Origin of the sequence: Paraburkholderia sp. SOS3, assembly GCF_001922345.1 — a bacterium.
GTDB lineage: Bacteria > Pseudomonadota > Gammaproteobacteria > Burkholderiales > Burkholderiaceae > Paraburkholderia.
Window position 1 is genome coordinate 966,818 of record NZ_CP018812.1, and the last position, 16,995, is coordinate 983,812.

A 16,995-nucleotide genomic window follows, 5' to 3' on the forward strand; every position below is an offset into this window, starting at 1 on the left:
CCATCCTTTTGAATCGTTGCGACGTCCATGCTGAATTCCCGTCCCCAGGCACTTGTTCAGCCGATCCACCTGATGCCCGCGACGGCGCGTGCGAAGCTCACGCCGCTTGCTGCACGCCTTGCGGCCGAACTGAAGGGCGATGTGCTGTTCGACCGCGCCGCGCGCGGCCGCTATGCGACCGATGCGTCGATCTATCAGATCATGCCGCTTGGCGTTGTCGTGCCGAAGGATCAGGCGGACCTGACGCTCGCGCTCGACATCGCGCGCGACAGCAAGGCGCCCGTGCTTGCGCGCGGCGCGGGCACGAGCCAATGCGGGCAGACGATCGGCGAAGCGCTGGTGATCGATACGAGCAAGTGGCTCAACAACGTCGTTAGCTTCGATAAAGAAGCGCGCACGGTTACCGTCGAGCCAGGCGTCGTGCTCGATCATCTGAACGCGTGGCTCAAGCCGCACGGGCTGTGGTTTCCAGTCGACGTGTCGACAAGCGCGCAATGCACGATCGGCGGCATGGCCGGCAATAATTCGTGCGGCTCGCGTTCGATGGAATACGGGATCATGGTGCACAACGTCGACGCGATCGATGCGGTGCTGGCGGACGGATACGAAACACGTTTTACAAGCCTGTCGAAGATGACGAGCGACGCGCGCACGCGTGCGCTCGTCGAAGAGGTGCGCACAATCGCGCAGCGCGAGCGCGAAGAAATGCGCGAGCAGATTCCGAAGGTGCTGCGGCGCGTGGCCGGCTACAACCTCGATCTGTTCGAATGCCAGAGCCCGCTGCCGTTTTCCGCCGATGGCGAGCCGAATCTCGCGCATCTGCTGGTCGGCTCGGAAGGCACGCTTGCGTTCAGCCGCACGCTTACGTTGAAGCTTTCGCCGTTGCCGGCGCACAAGACGCTCGGCGTCGTGAACTTCCCGACGTTCTATTCGGCGATGGACATGACGCAGCATATCGTGAAGCTCGGTCCCGTCGCGGTCGAACTCGTCGATCGCACGATGATCGATCTCGCGATGTCGAACCCGGCGTTTCGTCCCGTGGTCGAAAAGGCGCTGGTGGGCGAGCCGCAAGCGGTGCTGCTCGTCGAATTCGCGGGCGCCGACAAAGATACGCAACTCAAGAAGCTTGCTCAGCTCGTCGAAATGATGGGCGATCTCGGTTTGCCCGGCTCGGTTGTCGAGATGCCGGATGCCGCCGCGCAAAAGGCGCTGTGGGACGTGCGCAAGGCCGGGCTCAACATCATGATGAGCATGAAGGGCGACGGCAAGCCGGTGTCGTTTATCGAAGACTGCGCGGTGCCGCTCGAACATCTGGCCGACTATACGGCCCGCCTCACCGAGGTGTTCCACAAGAACGGCACCGAAGGTACGTGGTACGCGCATGCGAGTGTCGGCACGCTGCACGTGCGGCCGATTCTCGACATGCGTCGCGACGGCGCCCAGAAAATGCGTGCGATCGCCGAAGAGGCGGCCGCGATGGTGCGCGAGTACAAGGGCGCGTATTCGGGCGAACACGGCGACGGCCTGTGCCGCGGCGAATGGGTGGCCTGGCAGTATGGTCCGCGCATCAACGAGGCATTTCGCGACATCAAGAAGCTGTTCGATCCCGACAACCGGTTGAGCCCCGACCGTATCGTCAATCCGCCGAAGATGGACGACGCAACCAACTTCCGCTTCCCGCCCACATACCGGGAGCGCGAGTGGAAACCGGCGCTCGACTGGTCTGCATGGAACGTCACGCGCGATCCGCTAACCGGCGTCGAAGGCGCGTTGGGCTCGGGCGGCGATCGCGCGAACGGTCTCGCGAAAGCGATCGAAATGTGCAACAACAACGGCCACTGCCGCAAATTCGATGCGGGCACGATGTGCCCGAGTTACCGCATAACCAAGGACGAGCAGCATGTCACGCGCGGCCGCGCGAACACGCTACGCCTTGCGATCTCGGGCCAGCTCGGCGAAGACGGTCTGGCCGGTCGCGATGTCAAGGAAGTGCTCGATCTGTGTGTGTCGTGCAAGGGCTGCAAGCGCGATTGCCCGACCGGCGTCGATATGGCGCGCATCAAGATCGAAGCGCGCGCGGCATGGAATGCGCGGCACGGCACGACGCTGCGCGAGCGCCTGATTGCCTATCTGCCGCGCTATGCGCGTTATGCGAGTCGCATGCCGGCGCTGGCCGGTTCGCTCGAACGCATGCCGTTCGCGCGCTGGATGAAATCGCGCATCGGGCTTGCGGCAGAGCGCTCTTTCCCACGATTTGCGAAACCGTTCCTTCCGGCTGCGCAGCCGCGCATGAATATTGAAGCAGGCGCTAAAGAAGTTCTGCTATTTGTCGATACCTTCAACAACTACATGGAGCCCGATAACGCGCGTGCCGCACAGCGCGTACTCGAAGCGGCGGGCTACACGGTGCACTTCAACCTGAAGGATGGCGAACGGCCGTTGTGCTGCGGCCGGACGTTCCTCTCCGCGGGTCTCGTCGACGAGGCGAAGGCCGAGGCGCGCCGTGCGCTCGATGCGCTGCTGCCGTATGTCGAGCGTGGCGTATCGATCGTCGGTCTCGAGCCGTCGTGCCTGCTGTCGCTGCGCGACGAGTTTCTCGGTTATGGGTATGGCGATGCGGCGCAGCGCCTCGCGAAGTCGTCGTTTCTGTTCGAAGAATTTCTGGTGCGCGAGCAGGCGGCGGGTCGGTTCAGGGTGTCGCTCAAGCCGCTCGGTACCCCGAAGGCGCTGTTGCATGGTCACTGCCACCAGAAGGCATTCGATGCGGTGCGCCCGGTGCAGACCGTGCTCGGCTGGATACCGGGGCTCGAGGTCGAAGCGATCGAATCGTCATGCTGCGGCATGGCGGGCAGCTTCGGATACGAGGCCGAGCATTACGACGCGTCGAAGGCGATGGCGGAGCTGTCGCTGTTGCCCGCGATCAGAAAGGCGGGCGACGCGTTGATCGTCGCCGACGGCACGAGCTGCCGTCATCAGATTGCGGACGGAACGCAGGCCGAGGCGCTGCATGTCGCAAGAGTGCTCGCCGCGGCGCTCGCGTAATAGAGGATCACTGAACGATGGATGGAGAGGGAAAACCAGAGGAAGCAGAGACGTAGTAACGCATCGCGCGGAAATCCACGGAGTTCCGTGATCGGCGAACAGTAAGAGCAAGTACTACCAGAAAGGAGACAAAGCCATGACACGACTGTGCAATTTTCATCCCGGCCGCATGCCGGGCCGAATCCGAATCCGGTAACCGCAGTAGTCAAGGCGGGCACACGCTACCGCCACGCTTTCGATGTTCGCTTTGCGATGCCTTCGGTGTGCGACAGCGCGCTGGGGCTGATCGCACACAACTATAGGAGAGGATGATGTTCCGTCGAGCCACGACGCGCGTTCTACTGCTTCTCTGCGCGATGTATTTCATCACGTATATCGACCGGGTCAACGTCAGCACTGCCGCCAGCGCATTCGGCGCGGAATTGGGCTTGAACCACACCGAGGTCGGTTTTGTATTTTCCGCGTTCGCTTATCCGTACCTGATCTTTCAGATCATCGGCGGATGGGTGGGCGACCGTTTTGGGCCGCGCCGCACACTCGGCATCTGTGCGGTGATCTGGGCGGGCGCGACCGTGCTGACGGGTCTCGCAGGCGGCTTCGCGTCGATGATTTTCGCGCGCGTGCTGCTCGGTCTCGGCGAAGGCGCGACGTTCCCGACCGCGACGCGCGCCATGTCGAACTGGATGCGTTCCGATCAGCGCGGCTTCGCACAGGGCACTACGCATGCGGCATCGCGCATCGGCAATGCCGTCGCGCCGCCGCTGATCGTCTGGCTCATGGTCGCGACAAGCTGGCGCGGCGCATTTATCGTGACCGGTATCGTGAGCTTCCTGTGGGCGCTCGTGTGGATCTGGTACTTCCGCGACAATCCGCGCGACCATCCGCGTATCACGGACAGCGAATGCGCGACCCTCTCGGCGTATAGCGGTGCGAAGCAGCGCACGCCGGTGCCGTGGCGCCCGCTGCTTGGCCGCATGGCGCCCGTGACGGCCGTGTATTTCTGTTATGGCTGGGTGTTGTGGCTGTTTCTCGGCTGGATTCCGCAGTACTTCCTGCACAACTATCACATGGATCTCAAGAAGTCCGCGCTGTTCGCATCGAGTGTGTTCTTTGCCGGGGTGATCGGCGACTGGCTCGGCGGCTTGGTGACGGACCGCATCCTGCGCAAGAGCGGGAACATCCGCCTCGCGCGTAACGTGATGGTTGGCGTCTGCATGTTTTTGACGCTGCTGTCGCTCGCGCCGATCATGTTCGTGTCGAACATCTCGATCACGATGGCCGCGTTGTGTCTTGCCGGCGGCTTTTTCTTCAACGAGATGACGATCGGACCGATGTGGGCCGTGCCGATGGATATCGCGCCGAAGCATGCGGGTACCGCGAGCGGCATCATGAATACCGGGTCCGCGCTGGCGGCGATCATCAGCCCGGTGGTCGGCGGCTGGCTCATCGACCTGACCGGTAACTGGAATCTGCCGTTCATCGTATCGATGGCGCTGATGGCGCTCGGCATTCTGCTGTCTTTCACGATGCGCCCGGACCGTATGCTCGGTGCCGACGGCGTCGAACAGCCTGCCGGCGAAGTCCGCAAGTTCGTCTAAGGCCGGGCGCCCCCGCGCCAGCGTGCCGCTCGCAGCCCCGTGCGGCACGCGCCGGCGGCGGGCCGCCTGCCGCGACCACGATCGCGGCGGCCTCGACGGGCCGATTCGCCAATTCATATCCGAGGGAGACGACATGACAGAACCTTCGATTTCGATCGAACGCGAAGGCACGATCGCCACGGTTACGATCGACCGTGAAGCGAAGCTCAACGCAATGACCAAAGACTTGTGGCGCGCGCTCGGCGAACGCATGGACGAATTGTCGGCGGACGACGCGCTGCGTTGCATCGTGCTGCGCGGCGCCGGGGAAAAGGCGTTTTCGCCCGGCAACGATATCGGCGAATTCGCTACCGACCGCGCAAACGTCGAACAGGCGCGCGCCTACGGCGCGATCATGCATCGCACGCTCGAGTCGATCAAAGCGTGCAGGCATCCGATCGTTGCGATGATTCACGGCATTTGCGTCGGCGGCGGACTCGAAATCGCGGCGATGTGCGATTTGCGCATCTGCGGGACATCGAGCCGCTTCGGCGTGCCGATCAAGAACCTCGGTCTCGTGATGGCGCATGCGGAACTGGAAGGGCTCGTGCGTCTCGCGGGTCCCGCGGTTGCGCTGGAAATTCTGCTCGAAGGGCGTATCTTCGATGCTCAGGAAGCCTTGGCGAAGGGGCTCGTCACGCGTGTGGTGCCCGATGCGGACGTGACCTCGCACACCTACGAAACTGCGCAACGGATTGCCGATGGCGCGCCGCTCGTCGCGCGCTGGCACAAACAGTTCGTGCGGCGTGCGATGGACCCGGCGCCGTTGACGGCAGCCGAACGCGACGAAGGCTTCGCATGCTTCGGCACCGAGGACTTCCGCACCGGCTATCGCGCGTTTCTCGACAAGGTCAAACCGGATTTCAAGGGGCGTTGACATGACGAATACGACGAAGACGAACACGGCTCACGTTGCCGGTTCGGGTCCGCTTGCCGGTATGCGTGTGATCGAACTCGCGCACATCATGTCGGGACCGATCTGCGGCATGATGCTCGCGGATATGGGCGCGGATGTGATCAAGGTCGAGAAGATTCCGGGTGGCGACGATTGCCGGCGTTTTGCGCCGATCATCGAGGGCGGCGAATCGGCGTCGTTCATGATAGTGAATCGCAACAAGCGCGGCATTGCGTTGAACCTGAAGACCGAAGGCGGCAAGGAAGTGCTGCGCAAGATGCTGGCGAGCGCCGACGTCGTGACAGAGAACTATCGCGGCGGCACGATGGAAAAACTCGGCATGGGTTACGAGACGCTGAAGCTCGCGAATCCGGGCCTGATTTACTGTGCGATTTCAGGTTTCGGGCGCAGCGGCCCGTATGCGGAAAAAGGCGGCTTCGATCTGATCGCGCAAGGCATGAGTGGCCTGATGAGCATGACGGGCGAACCGGGACAGGCTCCGATCAAAGCCGGTTCACCGGTTACCGATATCAATGCGGGCATTCTGGCCGCGCTCGGCATCAGCGCGGCTTATGCGAACAAGCAGCGCACGGGTCTCGGCCAGATGGTGGACACGTCGCTGTTCGAAGCTGGACTGCAGCAGATGTACTGGGCGTTCGCAAATTACTTCGCGGATGGCACCGTGCTGCCGAAGGCCGGCTCGGCCAATCCGACGAGCGCGCCGTATCAGGCGTTTCGCACGCGCGATGGCTGGATCAATATCGGCGCGGCGAACCAGAGCAACTATGAGCGGCTCATCGGTGTACTGAAAATCCCAAATCTTGAGCGCGACGAACGCTTCACGACGAATGCGGGGCGTTTGAAGCATCGCGAAGCGCTGGTCGAGATTCTGACTGCGCGTCTCGTCGAGCGGACCACGGCTGACTGGCTCGCCGCGTTCGACGCAATCGGCCTGCCCTCGGGGCCGGTGCTCGAAGTACCGGAGGCGGTTGCGCACGAGCAGGCGCTCGCACGCGGCATGATCGTCGAGACGCAGCATCCGGTCGCCGGAAAAACGCGCGGCATTGGCTTGCCGATTCACTTTTCCGACGGCTGCACGCGCGAATCGCTTCCGGCACCGCTATTTGGCCAGCATACGGCCGAGGTGCTGCGCGAATACGGCTTCGACGATGCGCGCATTCGTGCGTTGAAAAGCGAAGGCGCTGTGATCGAAATGGAAGTTGCCGCATAAAAACAGGGGCTAATGCGGCATCGGCGTGCCGCATAACGGGGACCTGAAACGGTAGCCATCCGATGCTGGCCGTCGGCGCGCGCGGCCTAAAGTTTTGTAAGCCGCGTGCCGATGACCAATAAGAAGTGCCGCGAAGGAGACTTAAATATTTGCGGCGTCCGTCTGCCTACGCCGGATAATCATGAAAAAAAACCTTTCGATTCGATCCTGTCTGACCTTGATGGTGGTTGCGTTCGCAATTACGTTGGTGATTGGTGCGGCCATCGGTCTTTTCGCACTGCGCTCGGAAAACCAGGCGCTGCAACAAACGTACACCGTCGATACACCGGCCATTGCTAACCTGGAAAACAGCGCCGGCCAACTATTGCGGCTGCGCCTTGCGCTTGCCACCTATGCATCGCTGACCGACCTTCACGATGCAAAGGGCGCGGAGGCGGTGCTCAAGCGCTCGGACAACTATCTCGAGATTTCGAATGACAAGCTGAAGAAATTCCTCGGTGCCGCCGTCGATAGCGACGAAGCGCGCAATCGGATTCAGCTGATGCAGACCGCACGCGATACGTTGCTGAAGGAAGGCGTCGAGCCTGGTCTCGCCGCGTTGCGTGCGGGCGATCGCGACGCATTCCTGCAGATTCAGGCGTACAAGCTCCCGAAGCTCTATAGCGCGTTCGAAAAGGCCATGCTGTCGGTCGAAAAAGTGCAACTCGACCAGGGCGAGGATCGTTACCGCAAGGCGCAGGATCAGTTCCAGCTCGTGATGACGCTCGTCGCGCTCGGGCTGGCGGCAGCGCTTGCGCTGGGGTGGCTCATGCGCCTCGTGCTGCTGAGGGCAATCGTTAAACCCGCCGATGCGGCGGTCGCGCACTTCGAGCGGATTTCGGCGGGCGATCTGGGCGGCAATATCGTCGTCGAGAGTACGAACGAGATGGGCGTTTTGACAGCCGCTTTAAAGCGTATGCAGGAGTCGCTGATCTCGACAGTCGGCGATGTGCGCAGCGGCGTACAATCGATTCACACTGGCGTGAGCGAAATTGCAGCGGGCAATTCGAATTTGTCGCAGCGCACCGAACAGCAGGCCGCTTCGCTCGAAGAGACCGTTGCGAGCATCGAGGAACTCGCCGCGACGCTCAAGCAGACGGCCGACAACGCAAAGGTCGCGAGCTCGCTTGCGACGGGGGCATCGTCGCTGGCGAGCCAGGGCGGCGACCTCACGCGCGATGTGGTCGGCGCGATGGAAAACATCGTCAGCGACTCGCACAAGATCGGCGACATCGTCGGCGTGATCGAAGGCATTGCATTCCAGACGAATATTCTCGCGCTCAACGCGGCCGTCGAAGCGGCGCGGGCCGGTGAGAATGGCCGTGGTTTTGCGGTCGTTGCGAGCGAAGTGCGGTCGCTTGCACAGCGTAGCGCTTCGGCAGCGAAGGAAATCAAGGATCTGATCGGCGAATCGACGGGACGTATCGAATCGGGCGCCACGTTAGTGACGCGCTCGGGCGATACGATGCGCGAGATTCTCGAATCGATCACGCGCGTGAGCGCCATCATGAGCGAGATCGAAACCGCATCGTCGGAGCAAAGCGCGGGCATTGGGCAGATCAATATCGCGATCGCGCAGATGGATCAGGTTACGCAGCAGAATGCGGCTCTGGTTGAAGAGGCCGCGGCTGCTGCGGGCGCGCTCGAAGATCAGGCGAACCGGTTGAATGCGGCGGTGGCGATATTCGAGCTGGGCGGGGCGACGGCGGGCGCGGTACGTCGCTAACCTTACTCGCGCGCCGGCTTCTTGCGGGCGCGCGAGCATCCGGATCGGCGCAAGGCAGCAAAATCGCTGCCGTTGCGCCACGCGTCGCGTCGCGATGCTACTCGTCATCGGACGCAGTCGTCTTGAACGAAAACTCGACTTCGCCCACATAAGGCTCGGCGTTCTTTTCGCACTTGTACGCGCGTCCCGCCGCGATCACAGCCTGATTGAACACGGAGGTCGGCGGCGTGACCCGCACGATCTTCACGTCGCCGACAGTACCATCCGTGTTGATTGCTAGATGCGCGATCACATCGGCGGAAATGCCTTCCTGAAGCGCCTTCCGCGGGATTTGCGGCTGCACCGACTGGCAATGGCCGCGTCCATCGACGACGCCATGCAGGGCCGGCGCGGGGGCCGGCGCCGCCGGCGCGGCGGCGGCAGTCGGTGTGGACGGAGCCGACGTCGCAGGCGCCGTCGCGAGCGCAGGTGCGTTCTGCGTGGGGTTGGCGGTTGCCGGAATCATCGCCTCCTTCGGTGCCGGCGCGGGCTTGGCGGGCGGCGGCTTGGGCGTCGGTAACGGCTTCGGCTGCACGGTCTTCGGCACGGGCTTGCGCGGTTCAGGAGGAGCGGGCGGCGGCTCCAGCTTCTTGACTTCGGGCGGAGGCGGCGGCGCGATCTGTACGCGCATTTCCTTCGGCGGCGGCGGAGGTTCCTGCTGGAACTTCACGTGCGACAGACCCGTGACAAGCAGCACTTCGACGAGCAGTGCAACGCCGACAGCGGTTTTCATCGAGAGACCGTGATGACGCGCGGGCGCGGACGATGCCCAGAGTGCGCCGTTCAAAGGCCGTTGCGGATCGTTCATATCGAGGGCCGGCGCGTTCATGTCGTCGGATTCGTTGCCAATGCAACCGAACTGATGCCCGCCGCGCGCACCAGGTCCATCACCTTGACGATGTTCTTGTAGCTCGTGCCTTCATCGCCCGCGATTGCGACGTCGACCTTCTTCGCGTCGTGCACAAGCCCTTGCAAATGCGCCGTGAGCTCTTCGGGCGTGATTTCCTTTGCATCGAGATAAAGCTGATCGGTCTTCGTGACGCCGATCGATACCTTTACCGTTTGCTGCAATTGCTCGGCCGTACTCGATTGCGGCAGATCGAGCTTGATGCCCGCGCCCTGGATCATCCTCAGCGTCGCGAGCATGAAGAACACGAGCAGGAACATCATGATGTCGATCATCGGAATGATCTCGATGCGGGCCTTCTCTTCGCCGCCGAGATAGTGACTGCGATGGTTACGCATGATTCTGTCCTCCGGCGTCGGTCAGGCGGCGAAGCGCGAGACCAGCAACGACTTGATCAGGTCGAACTGATTGACCGTCATGCGGATGCGCTTGTTGAAGTAGTTGAGGAAGACCACGCAGATAATCGCGATCGTCAGCCCGCAGGCCGTCGCAGTGAGGGCGTGGCCAATGCCGCCCGTTACGCCGTTCGGGTTCGCCGTGCCGCTCGTGCCGAGCACGTTGAACGATTCGACCATGCCGACGATCGTGCCGAGCAGGCCGAGCAGCGGCCCGAGCGTGACAGCGGTGTCGAGAATCCACAGATTGCGGTCGAGGCGCGGTAGCTGGAACATGATCGTCTCTTCGATCTCGCGTTCGACCAGCGCTTCGCTTTTACCCTTCGCTTTCATCGCCGATCTGACGAGTTCGGCCTGTACGGTCCGGCTGTAGTGATCTGCAACCTTGGCAGCATCGTCAAGATTGCTCGCATCGACGAGCTTCAGGTCGTGTTCGAGCGTGTGGCCGGCGCGCACCGCCCGCGAAAAGAACACGAAGCGTTCGATGATGATGGCAATGCCAATCAGAAAGATGAAGGCGAGCAGGGGGATCAGACCCATCGACTGGATCGAGTAGGTGATAAGCGTGTTCAGCACTGCGGACTCCTGTTGGAACAAATCGGCCGTTGCATGACGGCGGGGTTTCTCGTTGTCGGTTCCCTTTTGGGTGGCCGGCTCAAAAGCGTCGCGAGCAATGCAAGGGGCGTACCAGCGAAGCGCGGCGGCGATGGGCCGGGACGTGCGAAGCGGACTTGCGTCACCGTCGGAAGCACGTAGCCACGGGCCTTGGCGAACGATGGAATGCGGAAAGCATCGCTTTAAAGCACGCTCTTGCAAGCGCAAATGGCAGATCGAAGCGAGGTCATGAATCGGGGCGTAAATAGAGTTTAGTGAGTTGGCGTACGTGATTTAAGCCATTCACGGTACTGACTTGGTGCCAACGTATAAAACTGCAGTTGCATGGTGCAAACCAGTTATTGAAGTAGACAAGTTTCTTACAAATATTTTAATAAGAAAGCTTGCTAAAATAATGATAATAATCCGTGGAGACCTTGCTGCGTATGGCTAAACAACGAAATGTGACAATACGTTTACAAGTTTTTCTTTCGGTATATTTCTGCTCTCTTTCGGTGAATTAATGCGTATTCGATTATCCGGGAATGAATGCACCGCTTTGAATTAACTCGCATTTGTCAGGTGCGGATAACGCACCATTGCGTGAAATAGACTAAACGCTCTAACACCCGATTTTCTCATCACCTTTATCGCGTCTTGTGTTAAACGCGCGAGCGTGAGTCGGCGCTTTATCGACCACGCTGCGAATCGCTTACGAAAGCGCGATCAATCAATCACTTGCGTGCAAATCAATAGTTCGCGACGAGGTCGTTGCGCGTGCAACCACTTTCACTTGGCATGCGTCCTGCTTCCGCTGCGCTCGCTTTAAAAGCCAGGGCGCGCCCGACACGATCGGCAAGGCGTTCTGGACGGGACGTGCGAGACCAGGGATCAGTACCGGCGGCGACGAACTCGCTGACCACATCGGACATCGCACGGCCGCGCAGCGCGCGACTCGCGCGCTGCGCGGATCGTTCAATGAAGGTCGCCTCTACGATAAGCAGGAGAGCAAGTGAAAAAGAAGAAACTGGTCTCGGCGATGACGAGAATCATAGGTGCCGAGCTCATGTTGTCCGCGGTGTGCATTCCGGCAGCGTATGCGCAAAGCCAGCCGGATACCGCGTCCGCTCCCGCAGCAGCGGCAAGCGGCACACCGGCCGCGACGGCGCCGGTCAGCAAACTGGAAAAGGTGGAAGTAACCGGCTCGCTGATCCGCACGTCCGACAAGGTCGGGAATATCGAAGTCCAAACCATCACGCCCAAGGAAATAGAGCAAAGCGGCTATACGACGGTGGCTGATTTCTTGCGCGGTATGGCAGCGAACTCGGCGAGCAGCTGGTCGCAATCGACGATGAACAGCACCGCGCCCGGCGGCGCTGGCATCGCGTTGCGGGGTTTGAGCGAGAAATATACGCTCGTCCTCGTCGACGGTCAGCGCGTTGCGAACTACGCGGTGCCGGTGAACTTCACCGATACGTTCTTCGACGTCAATGCGATTCCGCTCAACATTGTCGACCATATCGAAGTGGTGAAGACAGGCGCGGTGTCCGAGTATGGCTCGGACGCGATCGCCGGCGTCGTAAACATCATCACGAAGAAGAATTTCCAGGGGCTCGAGATTAGCGGCCAAGCCGGCAAGACGCAGCATCCGGGCGACGGTCAGGGGCAGCTCAGCGTGCTCGGCGGCTTCGGCGATCTGAACTCGGACCGCTACAACATCACGGCGGCCGCGAGCTGGTATCGCGATTCCGGTTCGACGCTCGGCGATCGTTCGATGACCGCAAATCAGGATTTCTCGCAGTTTCCGGGTGGCCACGCAGGTCCGCTCGGTCCTAACCAGCAGTCGAACTGGCAACTCGCCGACGGTAGCACCGTCCCGATCAATCCGTGTCCGCCGGGCACGAACTCCAACGGCGATGTGTGCGTGCACAACCCGGCGTCGCAGACCTCGCTGATTCCGGCGACGACGCGCTGGAACGCGAAAGTGCACGGTGCGTTCAAGGTCGACGACAACACGCAGGCGTATGGCGACCTGTGGTTCAGCCGCGACGAGACGATCCAGCTGCAAGGCCCGGCCGCGATCAGCAGCCTGTCGAACGTGTTCAATCCGGCAACGGGCTCGGTGTCGCCGCTCGATCGAACGGTCGCGGCGACCAATCCGTTCAACCCGTTTGGCGTGCCGACCGCGATCAACTATACGTTCCCGGACCATACGATCGTGGCCGACACCGTATCGACGTTCTGGAAGGCATCGACCGGCGTGAAAGGCTCGTTCACGACGCCGAAGGTCGGCGACTGGGACTGGCAGGTCGACTATGGACATTCGCAGAGCACGGTCGATACGAGTTACGCGAATGAACTCAATGTGGCCGGCGTGCAGAACATCCTCGCCAATGGGATCTTCAATTTCGCGAATCCGGCCGCAACGCCAAACGGCACGGCGGGGCTCTTCTCGCAGGACGACCAGCAGGCGATCTCGAAGCTCGACGACGTTACCGCGAAGATGTCGACGGGCAACCTGTTCACGCTGCCTACCGGCAATATCGGACTTGGCCTCGGCACCGAATTCCGCCACGAAAGCTCGGTAATCAATCCGCGCACACTGTCTTCGCAAGGCATCGTGACGCCGGCGCAGGTGCAGACTGTCGACGGTTCACGCAATGTCGCGGCTGTCTACTACCAGGTCGAAATTCCGATTTTGCACAACCTGACGTTTACGCAGTCGGGCCGCTATGACCACTATAGCGATTTCGGCGGTGCGTTCTCGCCGAACTTCGCGTTGCGCTTCCAGCCCGTCCAGGCGTTTACGACATACGCGTCATATAGCCGCGGCTTCCGTGCGCCGACGCTGGTCGAGAACTCACAGGCAGCCTATCTCGCTCACCAGAACCTCAGCGATCCGAACGACCCGAGCGGAACGCCGACGACGCACTTCACAACCGAGCGAATCAACGGCAACCCCGATCTGCAGCCCGAGCGCACGAAGAACTACAACATCGGCTTCGAACTGTCACCGGACCGGTCGACCGATATCGGCGCGGCGTTCTACAAGATTCACATCGACGGCGTGATCGGCACGAACGATCCGAACGCGATATTGCAGGCGAACGATCCGTCAGTGGTGGTCCGCAATCCGGACGGGACGATCAGCTTCATCAACCAGCAATACGTGAACCTCGGTTCGCTCGATACCGACGGCTTCGATTTCAACTTCCGCAAGTCGCTCGGCACGAAGTACGGCACGTTCACGCTCGCGGGCGATTGGGCATACGTGTGGCACTTCAAGCTCAATTCGCCGGGCCAGCCGACACAGGATTTCGCCGGCAACAACTTTGCGTTCCTGCAGCCGTTCGGCGCGAGCAACCCGCGCTGGAAGGGTAATACGAGTCTGAGCTGGGACTACCGGAAGTTTACGACCACGCTTACGTGGCAGTACACGGGCCCGTATACGAACGCGGTGGCCGAGGAGTTCGGCGATGGCGGCACGCTGTCGGTCGCGTCGTATAGCCAGTTCAACCTGCTGGCGACCTACACGGGCTTCAAGCACTGGACGATCTACGGCGGCATCACGAACCTGTTCGACCGCTCGCCGCCGTTCGACGTCGAATGGCAGTCGTATCCGGACATTACCGGTTACGACCAGTCGCTGTATACCGATATGGGCCGGACTTTCCAGATTGGTGCGACGTATCGCTTCTGAACATAGCGTTTCGAATCGCCGGCATGCAGTGCGCCGGTGGCAGTGCCGCTGTGATGTAGATGGTGATGTGGTCTCCTCTCGTTCCTTCTGCTTGTGCTTCGGATGAAGGGGCTTGGCGGCGGTGCTGCGCGCACCGCCGGTTTTTTTGTTCGATGTGACCGGATCGACGTGGGCGCGCAGCATGGTCCGTTTGTGGAGTTCCCGTTGAAATCGCCAAAGAATCTGCAGCTATTGCTTGCGACGGCGCTCGGCGCCCTCGTCGTTTCGTTCGCCGGCCGTGCGCCGGCTGCCACGGTTCCCGCCGGCGTGACGCTCGCGGCGCAGCAGGAAATGACGCGCGATGCGCAGTCGGAGGTCGAGTCGCTCGATCCCGCGCATATCGAGACCGTCATTGCCAATACGATCGGTTGCGATCTGTTCGAAGGTTTGACGCGCGTCGACGCGGCGGGCAATGTCGTGCCCGGCGTCGCGCAATCGTGGACGCGCACCGCGCCCGATACCTGGGTCTTCAAACTGCGTCACGATGCACGCTGGAGCAACGGCCAGCCTGTCACGGCGGCCGACTTTATCTATGGGTGGCAGCGCAATGCCGATCCGAAGACCGGCTCGAAATACACGATCCTCGTTGAGTTCGTGAAGAACGCGAAGGCGATTGTGGCAGGCAAGGCCGCGCCGTCCACGCTCGGCGTGCGCGCGCCCGACCCGTATACGCTCGAAGTGAAGACCGAAACGCCCGTGTCGTTCTTTCCCGATGTGGTGGCGAAGTCGAACATGGTGCCCGTCAATCGCGATGTCGTAGCGAAATTCGGCGATGCCTGGACGCGCCCCGGCAATATGGTGAGCAATGGCGCGTATGTGCTTTCGGACTGGCAGCCGAACAACCATATCGTGCTGGTCAAGAACGACAGGTATTGGGACGCGCGCAACGTGCAGATCACCAAGGTGACTTACCTGCCGATCGAAAGCGACGAAACCTCGCTGCGAATGTATCAGGCGGGGCAGTTCGACTTTACGTACTCGATTCCGTCGGGCGTTTATGCTCAGCTCAGCAAGCAGTTCGGCAGCGAACTGAAGCCCGGACTCGCGCTCGGCACTTATTACTACAATCTGAACAACAAGGACCCGGCATTGCGCGACAAGCGGGTGCGGCAGGCCTTGTCGATGGTGATCGACCGCGAGTTGCTGACCTCGAAGCTCATACAGTCGGGAGAACTGCCCGCGTACGGTCTTGTCGTGAAGGGTACGAAGGGCGCCGAACCGTTCAAGCCCGACTGGGCGTCCTGGCCGATGCAAAAGCGCGTTGACTATGCACGCGGCCTGATGAAGGACGCGGGCTACGGCGACGCAAAACCGCTGACGCTTACGCTCACGTACAACACGAACGATCGCCACAAGAAGATTGCGCTGTTCGTTTCGTCCGAATGGCGCACGAAACTCGGCGTCAACGTGAAGCTGGAAAACGTCGAATACAAGGTTCTGCTCAAGATGCGCCATGACGGCAAGACGCAGGTTGCCCGCAATGGCTGGTTCCTCGACTACAACGATGCGATATCGTTCCTCGACCTCGTTCGTTGCAATAGTCCGCAGAACGATGAGAATTACTGCAATCCCCAGGTGGATGCGCTGATCGAGCAAGGCAACGAGCAGATCGACGATGCGAAACGCACCGCGCTCCTCACCCAGGCTCACGCGCTTGCGATGAGCGACTATCCGGTCATTCCGCTGTACCAGTACACGACGAACCGGCTGGTCAAGTCTTATGTGGGCGGCTATACGTCGACGAACTACATCGACCAGCGCGTGACGCAGGACATGTACATCGTCAAACACTAGACGACGAGGTGCACTGATGCTCGTTTATACGCTGCGCCGTACCCTTTGGGCGATCCCGACCATTCTGGCCGTGATTACCGTCTGCTATCTGCTGCTCCATCTGACGCCGGGCGGCCCGTTCGACGCCGAACGCAAGCTGTCCGCGGCCGTGATGCAAAACCTGAACGCGAAGTATCACCTCGACGAGCCGCTATGGCGCCAGTATGTGCGTTATCTTTGCGGGCTCCTGCACGGCGACCTCGGGCCATCGTTCCGTTACAGCGACTGGAGCGTCAATGATCTCGTCCGCAAGGCGCTGCCCGTGAGTCTCGGCATCGGCGGCATCTCGGTGCCGATCGCACTCGTGCTCGGCGTCGGTTTCGGCACGCTGGCCGCAGTGCGGCGCGACAGCGCGGTCGATCATGGCGTGATGATGCTCGGCAATATCGGCAACGTCGTGCCCTCGTTCGTGCTGGGGCCGGTGCTCATCTGGGTGTTCGCGATTCTGTTGCATACCGCGAGTGGACGAGGATGGCTGCCGGCCGGCGGTTGGGGCGACGGCGCGTGGCCATACCGCGTGCTGCCCGTCGCGCTGCTCACGCTGATCAACGTAGCGACAATCGCGCGTGTGATGCGCGGCAGCATGATCGAAGTGCTCAGCGGCAACTTCATTCGCACCGCGCGTGCGAAAGGTTTGCCGACCCGGACGATCGTGTTGCGGCATGCGATGAAGCCCGCACTGATGCCGGTCGTGTCGCTGATGGGCTCGGTATGCATCTCATCGATCACTGCCGCGATCGTCACCGAATCGGTGTTCGCTTTGCCGGGGCTCGGCCAACTCGTCGTGAACGGCGCAATCAATCGCGACTACACGCTCGTGCTCGGCCTCGTCGTGTTGACGACGGTTGCAGCCGTCCTGTTCAATCTGCTTGTCGACCTTGCGTATGCATGGCTCGACCCGCGTATCCGGTACTAACC

Annotated in this window: 11 protein-coding genes; 8 read left to right on the forward strand and 3 right to left on the reverse strand. The window is 61.3% G+C overall.

All coding sequences use genetic code 11. The features are described 5' to 3' along the window. Positions 1-27: 27 nt before the first annotated feature. The 5 genes from BTO02_RS24335 to BTO02_RS24355 all read left to right on the forward strand — a co-directional run bounded on the left by BTO02_RS24335 (position 28) and on the right by BTO02_RS24355 (position 8,570). Positions 28-3,042, forward strand: a complete 3,015-nt coding sequence (locus BTO02_RS24335; protein WP_075159758.1) for an FAD-binding and (Fe-S)-binding domain-containing protein — start codon at positions 28-30, stop codon at positions 3,040-3,042. Between the two features lie 308 nt (positions 3,043-3,350). Continuing rightward, positions 3,351-4,640, forward strand: coding sequence for an MFS transporter (locus BTO02_RS24340; protein ID WP_075159759.1), 1,290 nt, complete (start codon positions 3,351-3,353; stop codon positions 4,638-4,640). A 133-nt stretch (positions 4,641-4,773) separates the two neighbouring features. Continuing rightward, positions 4,774-5,556: an enoyl-CoA hydratase/isomerase family protein gene (locus tag BTO02_RS24345; RefSeq protein ID WP_075159760.1), complete on the forward strand. Its 783-nt coding sequence runs from the start codon at positions 4,774-4,776 to the stop codon at positions 5,554-5,556. 1 nt (position 5,557) lies between these two features. Continuing rightward, positions 5,558-6,805: a CaiB/BaiF CoA transferase family protein gene (locus BTO02_RS24350; protein WP_442953505.1), complete on the forward strand. Its 1,248-nt coding sequence runs from the start codon at positions 5,558-5,560 to the stop codon at positions 6,803-6,805. A 181-nt stretch (positions 6,806-6,986) separates the two neighbouring features. After that, positions 6,987-8,570: a methyl-accepting chemotaxis protein gene (locus BTO02_RS24355; RefSeq protein WP_075159761.1), complete on the forward strand. Its 1,584-nt coding sequence runs from the start codon at positions 6,987-6,989 to the stop codon at positions 8,568-8,570. A gap of 97 nt (positions 8,571-8,667) precedes the next feature. Here the strand turns inward: BTO02_RS24355 and BTO02_RS35435 are convergent, their stop codons facing one another. The 3 genes from BTO02_RS35435 to BTO02_RS24370 are packed head-to-tail and all read right to left on the reverse strand — an operon-like array spanning position 8,668 to position 10,487. Then, positions 8,668-9,438: an energy transducer TonB gene (locus BTO02_RS35435; RefSeq protein WP_083615347.1), complete on the reverse strand. Its 771-nt coding sequence runs from the start codon at positions 9,436-9,438 to the stop codon at positions 8,668-8,670. Continuing rightward, positions 9,435-9,854, reverse strand: a complete 420-nt coding sequence (locus tag BTO02_RS24365; protein WP_075159762.1) for an ExbD/TolR family protein — start codon at positions 9,852-9,854, stop codon at positions 9,435-9,437. Before BTO02_RS24365 ends, BTO02_RS35435 begins: the two co-directional genes overlap by 4 nt. 21 nt (positions 9,855-9,875) lie before the next feature. Next, on the reverse strand, positions 9,876-10,487 hold the full coding sequence (locus BTO02_RS24370) for a MotA/TolQ/ExbB proton channel family protein (protein ID WP_075159763.1): 612 nt from the start codon (positions 10,485-10,487) through the stop codon (positions 9,876-9,878). Between the two features lie 1,057 nt (positions 10,488-11,544). Here BTO02_RS24370 and BTO02_RS24375 point away from each other — a divergent pair. From BTO02_RS24375 to oppB, 3 genes are all read left to right on the forward strand, one after another. Then, positions 11,545-14,205: a TonB-dependent receptor plug domain-containing protein gene (locus tag BTO02_RS24375; protein WP_442953522.1), complete on the forward strand. Its 2,661-nt coding sequence runs from the start codon at positions 11,545-11,547 to the stop codon at positions 14,203-14,205. A 204-nt stretch (positions 14,206-14,409) separates the two neighbouring features. Then, positions 14,410-16,038 carry a peptide ABC transporter substrate-binding protein gene (locus BTO02_RS24380; RefSeq protein WP_075161335.1) on the forward strand — a complete coding sequence of 543 codons (1,629 nt, stop codon included), beginning with the start codon at positions 14,410-14,412 and terminating at the stop codon, positions 16,036-16,038. A gap of 16 nt (positions 16,039-16,054) precedes the next feature. Next, positions 16,055-16,993 carry an oligopeptide ABC transporter permease OppB gene (gene oppB / locus BTO02_RS24385; RefSeq protein ID WP_075159765.1) on the forward strand — a complete coding sequence of 313 codons (939 nt, stop codon included), beginning with the start codon at positions 16,055-16,057 and terminating at the stop codon, positions 16,991-16,993. Positions 16,994-16,995 lie beyond the last annotated feature (2 nt).

Bases quoted from the DNA above. Each gene is read 5' to 3' on its own strand.
- BTO02_RS24335 (WP_075159758.1), top strand. From the start codon at position 28: ATGCTGAATTCCCGTCCCCAGGCACTTGTTCAGCCGATCCACCTGATG.
- BTO02_RS24340 (WP_075159759.1), top strand. From the start codon at position 3,351: ATGATGTTCCGTCGAGCCACGACGCGCGTTCTACTGCTTCTCTGCGCG.
- BTO02_RS24345 (WP_075159760.1), top strand. From the start codon at position 4,774: ATGACAGAACCTTCGATTTCGATCGAACGCGAAGGCACGATCGCCACG.
- BTO02_RS24350 (WP_442953505.1), top strand. From the start codon at position 5,558: ATGACGAATACGACGAAGACGAACACGGCTCACGTTGCCGGTTCGGGT.
- BTO02_RS24355 (WP_075159761.1), top strand. From the start codon at position 6,987: ATGAAAAAAAACCTTTCGATTCGATCCTGTCTGACCTTGATGGTGGTT.
- BTO02_RS35435 (WP_083615347.1), bottom strand. From the start codon at position 9,438: ATGAACGCGCCGGCCCTCGATATGAACGATCCGCAACGGCCTTTGAAC.
- BTO02_RS24365 (WP_075159762.1), bottom strand. From the start codon at position 9,854: ATGCGTAACCATCGCAGTCACTATCTCGGCGGCGAAGAGAAGGCCCGC.
- BTO02_RS24375 (WP_442953522.1), top strand. From the start codon at position 11,545: ATGACGAGAATCATAGGTGCCGAGCTCATGTTGTCCGCGGTGTGCATT.
- oppB (WP_075159765.1), top strand. From the start codon at position 16,055: ATGCTCGTTTATACGCTGCGCCGTACCCTTTGGGCGATCCCGACCATT.